This is a genomic window from Paeniglutamicibacter sp. MACA_103 (genome assembly GCF_045798555.1).
Classification (GTDB): domain Bacteria; phylum Actinomycetota; class Actinomycetes; order Actinomycetales; family Micrococcaceae; genus Paeniglutamicibacter.
Map to the genome: position 1 here is coordinate 1 of NZ_JBIXLN010000019.1, position 15,012 is coordinate 15,012.

Sequence of the window (15,012 nt, forward strand, 5' to 3'; positions counted from 1 at the left end):
GACGGTTTTTTGCTGTCCGGGCAGGACAGCACTTAGATGCTGCTGGTTGCCAACTCGATGTCGAGGCGTGGCAGGCGGTCGAACCAGGGGTTCTCGCCCGGTGTTCCCACGTTGACGATCAGGAATGCGTGGTTGGCGGTGCCGGCGTTGATGACGGTGTCCACGCCGGCGGCGTTGAAGCCGCCCATGGGCCCGGCATGCAGGCCGGCGGCGCGGACGGCCATGATGAAGTAGCCCGCCTGCATCCAGGCGTTGTTCTTGGCGACCTCGGCACGCATGGCGGCGTCCTCGTCAAACATTGCCTTGCGTTCCGCGGCGTGGGGAAAGAACACCGGGAACTGCTCGTGCCAATCGGCGTCGTAGCTCAGGACCGCAAGCGCGGGGGCGGCCAAGGACTTGGGACGGTTCCCCTCCATCATCTGGGCGACGACGGCCTCGCGGGCCTCGGCGCTCTTGACCCAGGTGATGCGCAAAGGCTGGTTGTTCATCATCGTCGGACCCATTTTGGTGAGCTCGTAGATGGCTTCCAGGGTTTCGTCGGTGACGGTCTCGTCGGAGAAGGTGTTTGCAGTCCGTGCTTCAAGGAAAAGCTTGTCGGCGGTATCTGCATCGATCGACAGCTGCTCATACACGGTCGAGGCGGTTTCAACGCTCATGTGCGGGTCTGCTCCTTGCGGCTCATGGGTGACTTCCTACTAGAGCAGAACCACCGCAGCAGCCGGCCGCATTCCCTGAACCCCCGTGAGCTGCATCACCGGACATGGTCCGGGAAGTCCGTAAACGGGGCATTTACATGGTTAAACATCAGCACGCCCGACGACACCGATGGTGGCTACTCTTGGGGTAGTAGCGACCGCGGAACCTTAATTATCAAATGCTCCTTGGGGGAAAGCATTTGACGCGATTCCTGATGCTGACCAACTTGGGGGCTTGGTCTGCGGGGCTGGCGTCGTCCGGCGTGCTGGAAATGAGTTCTTGAAACGCCACTCGCAAAACGCTCCGAGAACTCATCAATCGGCTATGCGGCCGATGTACTACCTACTGTATCCACGATGGCAGGTGCTCCACATTAGACCTTTGACCATACTTGGTGAGGTAACCTCACTAAAAATCCGAGGTCTCAACGGCTTCCTCGGGAGACCTATTGGTCCCGTCAATAATGGCTGCCGGCAGCTCTGCCCGCACCACCCAGTCGCCACGGACGCGCTTGGCCGAAAGGGTTCCCCCGAAGGCCGCCATGCGGTCGGACATGCCCACGATCCCGGAGCTATGCCCTCCACCGTCAAACCCTTGGTCCATGACGCGGCGGGGCAGCTTATTGGCGATTTCCAACCACACCCTGTCACCGACCACAAGGGCCTCAATGCGGCATGGCGCATCCCGCTCGGCGTGCTTGACGATGTTCGTCGTGGATTCCTGCAGGACCCGGTACAGGGCGGCCTGGGCGGACTGGGGCAAGCCGGATAGCTTCGGATCGGCCATGGTCTTGGTCGGATGGCCGAGGTCAACCAATCTCTCCGCAAAGATCTCAACACCGATGAGAATTTCCAGGCTGCTGGCCGCATTCTCCGCGGGATCGACGAGCGAGCCGTCCACACGTGTCGTCGGACCGTCGGATCTCAGCACATTGAGCATGACACGCAGGTCTTGGAGAGCTTCCTTCGAGGTGGCTCCGATGACCTTGAGCGCGGCCTGGGCAACGGCCGGATCGCCGGAAAAACCGGCGGCCTTGGCCTGCATGGAAATCACGGTGATGTCGTGAGCGACGATATCGTGCAGGTCCCTGGCGATTGCCTTCCGCTCGGCCTCGACGGCCTCACGTTGCTTGCGGCGAAGCTCTTCAATGCGTTTCTTGTCGGCCGCTCGCTGCTCTTGGAAATTCCGCGCAAATACGGCGACGAAGTAAGCAGCCACGACCAAAGGAATGATGATGATCAAGAAGCCCACGTCGTAGGACCTGACAACGACGATCAGGATCGGCCAAAGGCCCGTAATGCATAGGTAGCGAAACGAAAACTTACGGGTTTCCGTCAGCGTAACTATGCCCACCAGAAGGGGAACGATCAGGAGAGCGAACATATAGGCGCCCGTGAAGGCCGTCAATGTCATGGCCGCAATGGAAACAATGACCGCATATTGGGTTCGAACCCAAAGGAGTCCGAGCGCAAGGGCGAAAGTCGCGTTGACCATGACTTCGGTCGCGCGAACTTGAAACTTAACGGGGTCGGATTCGCTGACCAGACTCACAATGTCTGTAACCAGCAACAAGACGACGATACCGCTCACAACCAGGAGAATCTTCCTCCCCAATGTGGAGGAAGATTGCTCACTAGTTGCATCAGGGGCAGAAACGAATCGGTTCACCGCTCCATTCTCACCCAAATGAGGACCCATTCCTATGAGTCCTCATTCCTACCTAGGGCAGGATGCACCGAAGTATCGGCACAGCCAGTCATTGAATGCATCGGAAGCACCAGCAGGCGAAGCAACTGGCAATGAGCTGCCCTGGGACAGCGAACCGGGAACCGCGGCAGCCTGGGCAGGCATGGCGGCCGGCACCAACAAGGCAACGGACATGGTTACAGCAGCGAGGATACGAGTTTTACGAGTCATGTTGCCCATTCTTGCATCTATTTCATTAAGTCAACAGGTACTTTTAGATGAATTTTTTATACTTGGCCAGTCACAACGTCGTTATGTCCGAAGTTCACTAGACTCAGAACCGTGACCGATATCCAAGTTCTTGTGGTTGATAATGAACCCCTCATGCGCCAAGCCCTCAAAATCATTCTTGAAGCAGCCCCGGGGTTCCAGTGGCTTGGAGAAGCGACAAACGGCATCGAAGCCGTGGATTTCTGCGCGGGCAACAGCCCTGACGTCATCCTCATGGACATGCAGATGCCGCGCATGGACGGGGTTGAGGCAACCGAAATCATCATCACGAATTACCCGGATATTGGCGTGCTCGCCATAACCGCATTCTCCTCGGAGGAATACCTGGTCCCGGCCCTGCGTGCGGGGGCGGCCGGGTACCTGGTCAAGGACGCCGAGCCCACTGAAATCCTGGCCGCCATTCGGGCCGTGCACGACGGAAGCGCCGCCATTTCGCCGTCGGTGTCTCAGGACCTCATCCGCGCCGTCCGAAATGGCTACGACGTCAAGCCGAGCAGCACCAGCCGGCAAAGCCCCATGCCCTTGTCCGAGCGAGAATTGGAAGTCCTGCAACTGCTCGCTCGCGGGCGCAACAATCCGGAAATTGCTGCCGAGTTGCACGTTTCCGAAGCCACCGTCAAGGCCCACCTGAGCCGCGTCATGGCCAAATTTGGCGTCCGGGACAGGGTCCAGACCTTGATCCGTGCTGCGCAGTACGGGCTCGTCGAACTACACATGGATTAGCCGCCGGGCCAGGGATCCTAGACGCGATGCCACGTCCGCGCTGAGCCACCGACAGTGCGAACCCCGTCCGATGCCTGTTCTTCCCCGGCAATGGTCCTGCCCTACTGAACGTGTCATTGTCGCACGGGGCAAGTGTTCCCGGGATAGTTCAGCGGGCATCTTGCTGTATGGACCATGGTTGGCAACGATTCCATATGTCGAAAAACTTGTAAGTCTTACTAAATTTTTGTCAATTTCACGGATCGACAATTATTTGCAAATTAGGTGGGAATAACCACCTTTCTTGCTGATTGCCCCCGCCTGTCGCATAGGCTCGAAAAATGACAACTGAACTGACGAAGGCGAGCGCAAAACCCCGCGTTCACCGATGGGTTTTCTGGCCCGCAGCCATCATCATCATTGTTTTTGCCACGTTTGCAATGACCATGCCAGGCACAGCCGAGGCGCTTTTCGCCTCCATCCAGTCGAAGATCATCGGTTACTTCAACTGGTACTACGTTCTCATCGCCACGGGTTTCGTGGTGTTCAGCCTCTGGCTGGGATTTGGCAAATTTGGCGAAATCAAGCTCGGCAAGGATGACGACGAACCGGAGTTCTCCCTCGGTTCCTGGTTTTCGCTGCTCTTTGCCGCCGGCATGGGCATCGGGCTGGTCTTCTACGGCGTCTCCGAGCCGCTGAGCCATTTCGCCTCACCCAAGCCGGGCGCCTCGGGTTCTCCTGCCGAGCTCGCCCAACAGGCACAGGCCCAAACGTTCCTCCACTGGGGCGTCCATGCCTGGTCAATCTACGTGGTTATCGGGTTGGCACTCGCCTACGCAATTCACCGACGCGGGCGACCCATCTCGATCCGATGGACCCTCGAACCGTTGCTGGGCCGCAAGGTTCACGGCGGACTCGGAAACCTCATTGACGTGGTCGCACTGGTTGGAACGATCTTCGGCGTGGCGACCTCGTTGGGATTGGGGGTCTTGCAGATCAGCGCAGGCCTGCAAAGTGCCGGACTGATCGAGGCCTCCCAGTTCGTCGATCTCGTCATCATTGCGGTGGTCACCGCATTGGTGCTCTTCTCCGTGCTTTCCGGCGTCGGCAAGGGCATGAAATGGCTTTCAAACACCAACCTGATCCTGGCCGGTGTGATGGTTGTCTTCCTATTGATAGTTGGCCCCACCCAGTTCCTACTGCGAAACTTCGTGCAGTCGGTCGGCAACTACCTGCAGAACTTCCTGGCGATGTCCTTCAACGTCAGCGCCTTCACCGGCGCCGAGGGCGAGATCTGGCAAGGCACGTGGACCACGTTCTACTGGGGCTGGTGGATTTCCTGGGCCCCGTTCGTGGGAATCTTCATTGCCAGGATTTCGCGGGGCCGCACGGTGCGCCAGTTCGTTGCCGGCGTCATTCTGGTGCCGACGGTTGTCACGATGCTCTGGTTCGCTGTCCTGGGCGGGATCGCCTTGCACGGACAACTGGAGGGCACCGGGAATCTCATCGCACCGGACCGTTCGATTGACACCGAGGGCGCCCTGTTCGCCATGCTCGACCAATTGCCAGCCGGCTCCGTACTCACGGTGGGTGCGATCATCATGATTGTCATCTTCTTTGTCACCTCTGCCGACTCGGGTGCATTGGTCATGGGCATGATTGCCACCGGCGGAGACGTGGAACCCAAGAACTGGATCCGCATATTCTTCACGCTGGCGACTTCCCTCCTGGCTGCTTCCCTCCTGCTCTCCGGTGGCCTTGAGGCGCTCAAGACCGCAGCAATCATTATTGCCCTGCCTTTCAGCATCGTCCTGATCATGATCTGTTGGGCGACGTATCGGGCATTCTCACGTGAAGTGAAAGTCTACGAAAAAGCCCGGCGGATGGCCTTCGTTGACCACATCGGCGATTTCTACGGTTTGGAAGTCGAAGCGCCAAACGAGGACTCGCAGCTGATCAACCTGCAGAACTTCACTGCACGGTTGCGACGGGCTGTTCCGCTCGCGCGCCGAGGCCATGTACCGGCGGCTGCCGGCAGGGTCCGCTCAGAGGCTTCCCGCGGCCTAGGCGCGCCAGAGGCCTACGCCGAGGGCAACGGCAAGCACCCCGATCAGCCGCCCGCTTCCACCAGCTAGACGACGAGGCTTGGCAAATTCGAGGTGTTGGGCTCCCATCCACGGAGGGAAACCCAACGCCTCGAATGCGTTTCAGGCCAGGCCACGTAGATCCAAGGTCTCCCCGTCGCGCTCCTGCCAAGGCCCCGGCCTACAGCGCTGCGCGCACAGGTCAGCCGTCAGAACCGACGCGCAACCGGATGGCGCGGTACCCGAGACCCACGGCAAACATGGCCAGTCCGCCGATGACGGCATTGGGCGGAAGCGTAGCGACGAGCACGGCGCAGCCGATGGACCCCGCGACACCCAGCCAAACGGGGCTGAGGCGCTCGCTCCGCGGCTGCTTGACGGCCGAGATGTTGGCGATCAGGTAGTAGACCAGCACCCCGAACGAGGAAAATCCGATGGCCGTTCGCAGGTCGAAGAGCATGATCAGCAAAACCACCGCGACTCCGACTGCCAGCTCGGCGCGGTGCGGCGTGGAAAACCGCGGGTGGATGGAAGCCAAGGGATGGGGCAGGTCGTGTTCCCGCGCCATGGCCATGGCGGTGCGTCCGATGCCTGCGATCAATGCAAGCAACGCCCCCAGGGATGCCAAGGACGCAGCGATCTGTACCAGCGGCAGGGCCCAGGATTCCCCCAGTGCGGTAGCCAACGGCTTGGGACTCTGCGCAATGCCGCCGGCACCCAACACGCCAAGGAGCACCAGTGCGACCGCGGTGTACAGCACCACGACGATGCCAAGACCGATCCCGATGGCACGGGGAATACTCTTGGTCGGGTTGCGCACCTCCTCACCCAAGGTCGCGATGCGCGCGTATCCGGCAAAGGCGAAGAACAGCAGTCCCGCACCCTGCAGAACCCCTAGGGGGCCTGCGCCGTGTCCCGCAGCGTAGGTCGGTGCCACGCCGGTGCCGGACAGGATCACTACGAGGACCACGGCCAGGAGCGCCAACACCGCGGTGACAATGATTCTTGCAGCGGCCGCGGTTCGTGTGACCCCCAAGTAGTTGACTCCAACGAGCAACACCACCGCCAAGGCGGCAACGGGCTTCACCCAGGCGTCGGGAACCGTATAGGTGGCGAAGGTCAGCGCCATGGCCGCGGCCGAGGCCGTCTTGCCGACCACGAAACCCCAGCCGGCGATGAAGCCCGGCCACGGACCGAGGACCTCGCGTCCGTAGGCATAGGTGCCGCCGGAGGTCGGATAGCGTGCCGCGAGCTGGGCGCTGGAGCGTGCGTTGGCATAGGCCAGGGCGGCAGCCAAGACCAGGGACACCAAAAGCGCTGAACCGGCGGCGGAGGCCGCGGGTGTGAACGCGGAAAAGATCCCGGCGCCAATCATGGCACCGAGCCCGATCATGACGGCGTCTTTGGTCCCCAATCGACGTTGAAGGCTTGGACTCACTTCTTCTCCACTCAGGCTGCGCATTCTCAACTGTTACTACATCGAGGTTAACGATTGGCATCGCAGCAACATCACGGGACGCGCGCAAAGCACGCCCGCCGGGTCCTCGGAACGCTCCACGAACCAGGCGAATTCGATGGCAAGGGGATCGTCCACAACGCGTCGCTGTCCTTCGCCCGATCCAGGGGTGGTTCGCATAGTGTCAGAAGCGATCGTTGAAAACGGGCAAGATTCGGGGAATCAGATGGCGTTGGGACATTTCGCAGTAATCGACACGGAAACCACGGGACTTTTCCCGGGCAACCACGACCGCATTGCAGAGATTGCGGTCATTACGTTGGACCGGTCCGGCACGGTCCTGGATCGATGGGAAACGTTGATCAACCCGGAGCGTGATCTGGGCAAGCAATCGATCCATGGGATTCGCGCCAAGGACATCCTTGATGCGCCGCGCTTCGGCGACATCGCGCAGGAACTTGAATGGCGATTTTCCGGAACCATCGTCGTCGCACACAATCTTGGCTTTGACGCCCGATTCCTCGGCGCCGAATTCCATCGTGCAGGACTGGCACTGCCCGATTTCTATCTTCCGCGCGGACTATGCACCATGCAGATGGCGCACGAATATTTGCCCGGTGCCGGGCGTTCCCTGCAGGATTGCTGCGATTCATTCAGCATCGAGCTGCGGCATGCCCACAGCGCCGGGGATGACGCCGAGGCCGCAGCGGTGCTCCTTGCCCGATACATGGAGCTTGATCCCGATCTTGGCGACTGGGACTACCTGCTCACGGAGGCCGCGGCAACAACGTGGCGACCTTCCCCGCCTCCTGCACTTCTCACCCCTGCACTTCGCTCATCCGCGGATTCCAAGGAGACACACTTCGTTGATCGGATTGTGGTCCGGCTGCCGGAGCTCTCCGGGCCCGCCGAACATCAGGACTACCTGGCGCTGCTTGACCGCGCACTGCTAGACCGATACCTCTCCGCCCACGAACAGTCAGCCCTGATTGCTATGGCCGATGAACTGGGTATCAGCCAAAACACGGTACGGGAGTTGCACGCGCGGTACTTCGCTTCGGTGTCGGATGTTGCATGGTCGGATGGCGTTCTCACCGATGAAGAACTCAAAGATCTGACAACCATCGCGGAGCTGCTTTGCATCCCTGCCGAACAGCTCGAGGCGGCGTCGCGAGCGAGACAGGAAACGGCACCGCAGGATCCGGGAACGGGAGCCGCCACAACAGAGTTCCTGGAACCCGGCGATCTCATCGTGCTGACCGGAGACATGAGCAGGCCGCGCGGTGCCATCGAGGCCGAGCTGAAGACAGCAGGGTTCAGGCCGCACGGAGCCGTAACGAAAAAGGTCAAACTTCTCGTGGCGGCCGATCCGGACAGTCTCTCGGGCAAGGCACGAAAGGCACGCTCCTACGGCATTCCGGTCGTCGGCGAGGATTACCTCTGGAACCGCCTTCTCCATACGCCGGAGAACTGACGGCGCTTCAGAAATATCGGCCAACTGTACAATCGATCTTGGCTCGCTAGTATGCTCAAGTCATCAGCGGCGGTGTCTTGGTTGCAGGCACTTCCAAGAGGCTCAAACCGTGCGGAATAACGATGTCACCCAAAGATCCGAAACCAGCCAACAAGGTCGACCCGTCACCTGGCGACACGGCCGATCAGTCAGTTGTGAGCATCGACGAGCTGCGGATCCGCCGCGAACTACCGCGCGTCCTCCCGGCGTTTGATGAATGGTGCGAGGAACGCCGCTTCGATACCCACGGTTCCGAGCTGCGCGCGAGGATCGTCGCCTTCCTGGAACACTATGCGCGCGTCAACAGCAGCCGCGAAATCACTTTCCTGAACCTTCCGGCCTTTGCGGCAACGCTCGATGACTTGATGTTTGGCAAGAAAGCCAACGAATTCCTGGAAATGACCCACGTCCTGGGAGCCTACCTTGAGTTCCTGCACACGACGGGAACATGGACCGGCACCCACGAGGAATTCCAGCGCGTCGAAACCTACTTCAGCTGCTTCAACTTCCCCAAGTTCGAACCAGCCTATTCGGCGATCCCCGAACTACAAAAGGTGTTGATCAGGGTCCCGCGGCTCTCCCAAGAAGAAGCCATTGCGGGGATTACGGACTTGGCGATCGCCAGCAGAGTGCAGTCGTTCTTGCAATGGTTCGGCCCGAAGCGTGAAATAACCGGTGCGAAGATCTTGAACCGGAAACATGTTCAAGAGGCAGCGGCAGCCCTGGACGTCCTTGCCGTTTATGACGACTCGCTGACACCCATAGGTGGACCGTCCAAGAACGGGCCGGTCCGGTTCAAGACCGCACGGAATGTCGCCCGGCTGGGCTTGTATTGGGATGCACTGGTGGGTGCGGGACTCATCGAGTTGAGTGCCACGCGTGCCTACCCGAGCAAGGAGACCATTGATCTCCTCGAGGATCCTGCGGCAAATCTCGTCAATGTTGTCCGCCGCGTCGCGCAGCAGATGTACCGAGCCGTATCGGTGGAAATAGACGACCTCCGCATGGTCCCGGAGTTGGGCTATCTGACCCGCTATTTCCTGTTGGAAGCGGCCGTCGAGCCGATCAGTGTCGAGGTGCTCAAGCACCCGATCCGCGGCCTGGACGACTTCGATCCGCGGGGAACCCCCGACACCATCGAAGTTGCCTGGCAAAACCTGGAGCAGTTGCGCGATGAAGGGCTCGTGAGAATCGATGCAAAGCTTACGATCCCGCCGGTATTGTGCAAGCCGTTGGTTCTGGAGCTCGCGAACGCATCCGAGGTCGAGTACATCTTCAAGGACCCCAACGACGAGGATCCTGATTTCACGGGGAATCCCACGTCGTGGCCCTGACCGTCCCGACTGCCGACCTTCGAACATTTCGGGGTTCCGCAGGTGGCCCGGTTTGCCGGTGTTTCCCGTGAAACGTTCTCGAGGGCCGAAGGACTAGGACCGGATACCCAGATACCTGGACAACACGTGCTCGGCAATCGCCATCGAGGAGGTTGCTGCCGGCGACGGGGCATTGCGCAGCACGGTGACCGGGCCGACCTGGTCTACGGCAAAATCATCAAGCAAGGACCCGTCCCTGGCCCAGGCCTGGGCGCGGACGCCAGCGGTGCTCTTGTGCGTCAGGTCCGAGAGCAGCAGCTCCGGGATGAATGCCTGGGCCGCCTTGAAATACAAGGGCTTGAAAATCGAGGCCGCGATTTCCTTCCCGCCCATTCTCCAGTGGTCTCTGGCCAGCCGGCCCGCGCCGGGCCACCGCAGCGATTCCCAGGTGTCCCGGACCGAAACCTTGCCCCAGGTGTATCCCTCGCGGGCCAAGGCAGGCACGGCGTTGGGCCCCACATGGACCTCGTCATACACTCCCCGGGTGAAATGGACGCCGAGGAACGGAAAGGCAGGATCCGGAACGGGGTAGATCATGCCCCTGACCAGTTCCGCTCGTTCGGGGGCCAAGGACCAGTATTCGCCCCGAAACGGCAGGATCCTCGGCGAGTCCGAGGCGCCGACAAACTTGGCAAACTTATCGGAGTGCAGGCCGGCGCAGACCACCAACCGGTCAAAGGAGTGGGTGGTTCCGGCGGTCGACACCAGGCACGCTCCGGCGGCCGTTTGCACCGCAGTGACCTCCTGGTTCAGCAGCACCCTGCCGCCGGCTTTCCGGATTTCGTTGGCCATCGTTTCGGCAATGGCCGCATAGTCGACCACGGCGGTATGCGGGGAATGCAGCGCTGCCACTCCCGCTGCATGCGGTTCGATTTCGCGTAGCCGCGCCATGGATACGCGGGCCAGGCCGGGCACGGCATTGAGTCGGGAGCGGCGCTCGATTTCGTCGAGACGAGGCACTTCGTCCGCGTTCAAGGCAACGACAAGCTTTCCGGATTCTCGATACGGGAGGGAGTGTTCCATGCAGTACTCACGAATCTGGGCACGTCCCCTGGCACAGAGTTCGGCCTTGAGCGAGCCTGGCCGGTAGTACAGTCCGGCATGCACGACCCCGGAGTTGCGACCGGTTTGGTGCGTGGCCACGCGCGCTTCCTTTTCAAGGACCGTGACGTCAAAATTCCCGGTGCGCACCAGAGCCTGCGCAATGGCGAGGCCGACGATGCCGGCACCGACGATCCCAATTCGTTCAGTCATCGATGTGGCCGATTGCCGATGGTTCCACGTTTTTCTCCCTGGCCCTCATCATCGAATCGTCTCATGTCACCGTTCGGATGACCACGGCGATCAGGGAACGAGTCCACGGCAAGGCCGGCCTCCGGCGGGGACGCGGCGGTTACTGGGCGAGCGGTGATCCAATCGTTTCCCCGTTGACGCTGCGAACCGCCCACGGGCCGTCAGCGTTGTCGGTCAGGGAGACGGAGCCATTGAGGATGCTGTCGAATTGGACTCCGGCGAGCGCGGAAAGGGTGTAGCGGATGATCGTTCCGTGGCAGACGACAGCAACGTTCTTCCCCGGAAAATCCGCGGATATCTGTTCGATGGCGGCGCGGCCGCGAGCCACCACCGAATCCAGGAGTTCTATTCCGCCGCCGTCCTTGTTGGGCCACAGCTTTTCCCATTCCTCGTCCCGCATGCCCTCGGCCTGGCCGTAATCTCGCTCGATGAGCGCGTCGTAGCTGCGTCCCAGCTCTATGCCCAGGCCGGCGGCGATGATCTCCGCCGTTTCACGCGCCCGGGACAGCGGGGAGCTGACGATCGCGTCCCACGAGCCTGCGCCAAGCACCGCCACGGCGTCGCGGGCCTGTTGGCGTCCCACGTCGTTGAGCGGGATGTCGCTGGAGCCCTGCAGGCGGCCTTCGGCGTTCCAGTTGGTCTGTCCATGGCGAATGAATCCTAGTTTCATTCCTCCATTCTCGTGCTTCCGTGCCCGGACCGCCTACTTGTTACTCCTCTTGCGGAAGAGCCCCTGCCACCGTTTGTGCGTCCATAAGCGGCACCGCGTGTGGCGGCCACTGTCCAAGAGCCGGGTTCCGTGCGATCCTTCTAAGGGTTGAGAGGTGGGACACATGGGCGTGAATCGGCTGGAAGCCGCACTGTCGGCAGTCGAGGATCCGACGGCCAAGGCGCGGTCGCTGGTGCCCCTGTTCCGGGCGTGGGCCAGCACCGAGACCATCCCCGCGCCGGTGCGTCCCGTGGTGGCCCGTTCGTGGCAACGGCAGTCGCTGAAGAACCCCGCCATCCGGCCGTTGGGCATCGGGGACATTGCCGACCGCAGGGAACGTGCCGCGGTGCTTTCCGGCCTGGTGCCGATGCTCGAGGACCGCCTGCTGCAACTGGCCGCGGATGCCGGCAACGAGCTGGTCATCAGCGATGACGAGGGCTACGTGCTCTGGGTTGCGGGCCCCTCCCCCATTCGCCGGCGCAGCGAGGATATCGGATTTGTCGCCGGGGCCCGCTGGCGTGAAACCGACGTCGGCACCAACGGGCTGGGTGCCGCCATGGCCGAACGCACCCCGGTGCAGATCTTCGGCCCCGAGCACGCCCGCGAGGAACAACATACGTGGGTGTGCACCAGCGCCCCGATCATCGAGGAACGCACCGGCCAGGTGCTTGGCGCCATCACGCTCTCCGGGTCCTACCGCACCGCGCATCCGCACACCCTGGCATTGGTCAGCGCCACGGCCCGGGAGGCCTCCGGCCTGCTTGCCGAACGGCACCACCGCGAGCTGCATTTGCTGGCCGGGTCGGTTGCGGCCCCGGCCGGCCGCCATGTGCTGGTCGATGCGCAGGGCTGGGTGGCGCATTCGGCGGGATTCGGCGTGGGAACCCGCCTGCGGCTGCCCGGTACCTTGTCCGCCGGCGGCGCCTGGCTGCCCGAGCTCGGGGCGGTCGTGGCCGAAGAGGTTCCCGGGGGTTGGCTGCTGCACGGCGGCAACCGCGAGTCGGACGCCCGGCTGGAACTGGCCCTTGCCCCGGTGCCGGTCGCCGTCGTCGTCCAGGACGGGCAGCGGACCGAGATCCGTCTCAGCGAGCGGCACGGCGAGATCCTGGCGCTGCTGGTGGCCAACCCCGCCGGCCTGGACGCCCACGATCTCATGGAGCGGCTTCCCGGCATCACCACCACCGTCACGGTGCGCGCCGAGCTCTCCCGGCTGCGCGCCAGGCTCGGCGGGCTGATCGAGTCCCGGCCCTACCGCTTGGGCCTGCCGGCGACCTTCCGCCTCTGAGGCCGGGCAGGCATTGCAACCTTTTGCAACGCTCGCAACACTGTGACGCAGCTCATAGCATCGTCTCCATCGCAACATGCTTTCGAAGGAGACGGACATGACCGAAGAGAATGCCAGCACCGCGGCAGGGCAATGGCTCGGCGAGCTGGAACATGCACTGAAGACGGGCAACACCGAGGCGGCGGCGGCCCTCTTCGGCGAGGAATCCTACTGGCGGGACCTGTCAGCGCTGACCTGGAACCTGCATACCTCCGAGGGCCGCGGGGAAATCAAGGACATGCTGGACGGGGTCGGTCCCGACGCCTGGCCGCGGGACCTCGCCGTGGTCTCGGCCACCGAGGGCGACGGCGTGATTGAGGCCTGGTACACCTTCACCAACAAATCCATCGACGGCAAGGGGCTGCTGCGGCTGCGCGACGGAAAGTGCTGGACGCTGCTGTCCACCGCGCAGGGGCTGCGCGAGTTCCCGGAACCGGCCGGGGCGCTGCGCGAACGCGGGGCCGACCACGGGTCGGAGATGTCAAGCGAGAACTGGCTGGATCGGCGCAACCGGCGCGCGGCGGAATTCGGCATCACCGAGCAGCCCTACGTGCTGGTCATCGGCGGCGGGCAGGGCGGCATCGGTCTCGGCGCCCGGCTCAAGCGCCTGGGCGTCCCCGCCCTGGTCATCGACAAGCACCCGCGCCCGGGCGACCAATGGCGTTCGCGCTACCACTCGCTGGCCCTGCACGACCCGGTCTGGTACGACCACATGCCCTACATCCCGTTCCCCGACCACTGGCCGGTGTTCACCCCCAAGGACAAGATGGGCGACTGGCTCGAAAGCTACACCCGGCTGATGGAACTGGACTACTGGTCCAATACCGAGGCCACCTCCGCCGTCCACGACCCGGACACCGGAACCTGGAGCGTCCAGATCGTCCGCGAGGGCCAAGAACTCACCCTGGCCCCCGCGCACGTGGTGATCGCCACCGGCATGTCCGGGATCCCCAACATCCCCTCTTTCGAGGGCCAGGAGGTGTTCGGCGGGGAACAGAACCACTCCTCGACCCACCCGGGCGGCGAGGCCTACCGGGGCAAGAACGTGGTGGTCGTCGGCGCCAACAACTCCGCCCACGACATCTGCGCGGACCTCTACCAGAACGGCGCCAAGCCGGTCATGGTGCAACGCTCCAGCACCCACATCGTGCGTTCGGAGTCGCTGATGAACACCGTGCTCGGGCCGCTGTACTCCGAGGAGGCGCTGGCCAACGGCATCGACCACGAGACCGCGGACTTGATCTTCGCCTCCATCCCCTACAAGGTCCTGCCCGAATTCCACCGCCCGGCGTTCGAGAAGATCCGCGCGGACGATGCGGACTTCTATCAGGGGCTAGCCGATGCCGGCTTCGACCTGGACTTCGGCGACGACGACTCCGGGCTGTTCCTGAAGTACCTGCGTCGCGGCTCGGGCTACTACATCAACATCGGCGCCTCCGAACTGGTGGCCGACGGGTCGATCGCCCTGGCCCACGGAGATGTGGCGCGGCTGACCGAGGACTCGGTGGTGCTCGACGACGGCACGGTGCTGCCGGCCGACGCGGTGGTCTATGCCACCGGCTACGGCTCCATGAACGGCTGGGCCGCCAAGCTCATCTCCCAGGACGTCGCCGATGCGGTGGGCAAGTGCTGGGGCCTGGGCTCGGACACCACCAAGGACCCGGGACCGTGGCAGGGCGAGCTGCGCAACATGTGGAAGCCGACCCGGCAGGAAAACCTGTGGTTCCACGGCGGGAACCTGCACCAGTCGAGGCACTACTCCAAGTACCTGGCGCTGCAGCTCAAGGCACGCTTCGAGGGCATCGACACCCCCGTCTATGCGCTGGCCGAGACACACCACAGCTCCTGATCCGGCGCCCATGGTGCCCCGCAGCCCCGTGATCGT

The 15,012-nt window shown here is 62.5% G+C and carries 12 protein-coding genes; 7 read left to right on the forward strand and 5 right to left on the reverse strand.

The window, feature by feature from the left end:
* Nucleotides 1-32: 32 nt before the first annotated feature.
* Together ACIPVK_RS10640 and ACIPVK_RS10645 are read right to left on the reverse strand one after the other, a co-directional pair.
* Nucleotides 33-656, reverse strand: a complete 624-nt coding sequence (locus ACIPVK_RS10640) for a malonic semialdehyde reductase (protein ID WP_407611948.1) — start codon at nucleotides 654-656, stop codon at nucleotides 33-35.
* 448 nt (nucleotides 657-1,104) lie between these two features.
* The gene (locus tag ACIPVK_RS10645) at nucleotides 1,105-2,286 is read right to left on the reverse strand and encodes a sensor histidine kinase (protein WP_407611949.1); all 1,182 of its coding nucleotides are present in this window, start codon (nucleotides 2,284-2,286) and stop codon (nucleotides 1,105-1,107) included.
* Nucleotides 2,287-2,398: 112 nt separating this feature from the next.
* On the opposite strand from ACIPVK_RS10645, the gene ACIPVK_RS10650 reads away from it, so the two are divergent.
* The 3 genes from ACIPVK_RS10650 to ACIPVK_RS10660 all read left to right on the forward strand — a co-directional run bounded on the left by ACIPVK_RS10650 (nucleotide 2,399) and on the right by ACIPVK_RS10660 (nucleotide 5,510).
* Nucleotides 2,399-2,728, forward strand: a complete 330-nt coding sequence (locus ACIPVK_RS10650) for a hypothetical protein (RefSeq protein ID WP_407611950.1) — start codon at nucleotides 2,399-2,401, stop codon at nucleotides 2,726-2,728.
* A complete protein-coding gene (locus tag ACIPVK_RS10655) occupies nucleotides 2,725-3,396 on the forward strand; it encodes a response regulator (protein ID WP_407611951.1) in 672 nt (223 codons plus the stop codon). The genes ACIPVK_RS10650 and ACIPVK_RS10655 overlap by 4 nt, the downstream gene beginning before the upstream one ends.
* 320 nt (nucleotides 3,397-3,716) lie before the next feature.
* Nucleotides 3,717-5,510 (forward strand): BCCT family transporter, encoded by a 1,794-nt coding sequence (locus ACIPVK_RS10660; protein ID WP_407611952.1) that lies wholly within the window; start codon nucleotides 3,717-3,719, stop codon nucleotides 5,508-5,510.
* 151 nt (nucleotides 5,511-5,661) lie between these two features.
* Here the strand turns inward: ACIPVK_RS10660 and ACIPVK_RS10665 are convergent, their stop codons facing one another.
* The gene (locus tag ACIPVK_RS10665) at nucleotides 5,662-6,921 is read right to left on the reverse strand and encodes an APC family permease (protein WP_407611953.1); all 1,260 of its coding nucleotides are present in this window, start codon (nucleotides 6,919-6,921) and stop codon (nucleotides 5,662-5,664) included.
* A 175-nt stretch (nucleotides 6,922-7,096) separates the two neighbouring features.
* Here ACIPVK_RS10665 and ACIPVK_RS10670 point away from each other — a divergent pair, with 175 nt between their 5' ends.
* Complete coding sequence (locus tag ACIPVK_RS10670; RefSeq protein WP_407611954.1) at nucleotides 7,097-8,389, forward strand: exonuclease domain-containing protein; 1,293 nt, start codon at nucleotides 7,097-7,099, stop codon at nucleotides 8,387-8,389.
* Between the two features lie 122 nt (nucleotides 8,390-8,511).
* Nucleotides 8,512-9,762, forward strand: a complete 1,251-nt coding sequence (locus tag ACIPVK_RS10675; protein WP_407611955.1) for a hypothetical protein — start codon at nucleotides 8,512-8,514, stop codon at nucleotides 9,760-9,762.
* Between the two features lie 93 nt (nucleotides 9,763-9,855).
* Here the strand turns inward: ACIPVK_RS10675 and lhgO are convergent, their stop codons facing one another.
* Complete coding sequence (lhgO, locus tag ACIPVK_RS10680; protein WP_407611956.1) at nucleotides 9,856-11,055, reverse strand: L-2-hydroxyglutarate oxidase; 1,200 nt, start codon at nucleotides 11,053-11,055, stop codon at nucleotides 9,856-9,858.
* A gap of 139 nt (nucleotides 11,056-11,194) precedes the next feature.
* The gene (locus ACIPVK_RS10685) at nucleotides 11,195-11,764 is read right to left on the reverse strand and encodes a histidine phosphatase family protein (RefSeq protein WP_407611957.1); all 570 of its coding nucleotides are present in this window, start codon (nucleotides 11,762-11,764) and stop codon (nucleotides 11,195-11,197) included.
* Nucleotides 11,765-11,927: 163 nt separating this feature from the next.
* On the opposite strand from ACIPVK_RS10685, the gene ACIPVK_RS10690 reads away from it, so the two are divergent.
* Together ACIPVK_RS10690 and ACIPVK_RS10695 are read left to right on the forward strand one after the other, a co-directional pair.
* A complete protein-coding gene (locus ACIPVK_RS10690) occupies nucleotides 11,928-13,088 on the forward strand; it encodes a GAF domain-containing protein (RefSeq protein WP_407611958.1) in 1,161 nt (386 codons plus the stop codon).
* A gap of 97 nt (nucleotides 13,089-13,185) precedes the next feature.
* Nucleotides 13,186-14,976, forward strand: a complete 1,791-nt coding sequence (locus ACIPVK_RS10695) for a flavin-containing monooxygenase (protein WP_407611959.1) — start codon at nucleotides 13,186-13,188, stop codon at nucleotides 14,974-14,976.
* The last annotated feature ends 36 nt before the right edge of the window (nucleotides 14,977-15,012 follow it).

Coding starts and splice junctions, on each gene's coding strand:
- ACIPVK_RS10660 (WP_407611952.1), top strand. CDS start 3,717: ATGACAACTGAACTGACGAAGGCGAGCGCAAAACCCCGCGTTCACCGA.
- ACIPVK_RS10665 (WP_407611953.1), bottom strand. CDS start 6,921: ATGCGCAGCCTGAGTGGAGAAGAAGTGAGTCCAAGCCTTCAACGTCGA.
- ACIPVK_RS10685 (WP_407611957.1), bottom strand. CDS start 11,764: ATGAAACTAGGATTCATTCGCCATGGACAGACCAACTGGAACGCCGAA.
- ACIPVK_RS10640 (WP_407611948.1), bottom strand. CDS start 656: ATGAGCGTTGAAACCGCCTCGACCGTGTATGAGCAGCTGTCGATCGAT.
- ACIPVK_RS10695 (WP_407611959.1), top strand. CDS start 13,186: ATGACCGAAGAGAATGCCAGCACCGCGGCAGGGCAATGGCTCGGCGAG.
- ACIPVK_RS10690 (WP_407611958.1), top strand. CDS start 11,928: ATGGGCGTGAATCGGCTGGAAGCCGCACTGTCGGCAGTCGAGGATCCG.
- lhgO (WP_407611956.1), bottom strand. CDS start 11,055: ATGACTGAACGAATTGGGATCGTCGGTGCCGGCATCGTCGGCCTCGCC.
- ACIPVK_RS10650 (WP_407611950.1), top strand. CDS start 2,399: ATGAGTCCTCATTCCTACCTAGGGCAGGATGCACCGAAGTATCGGCAC.
- ACIPVK_RS10675 (WP_407611955.1), top strand. CDS start 8,512: ATGTCACCCAAAGATCCGAAACCAGCCAACAAGGTCGACCCGTCACCT.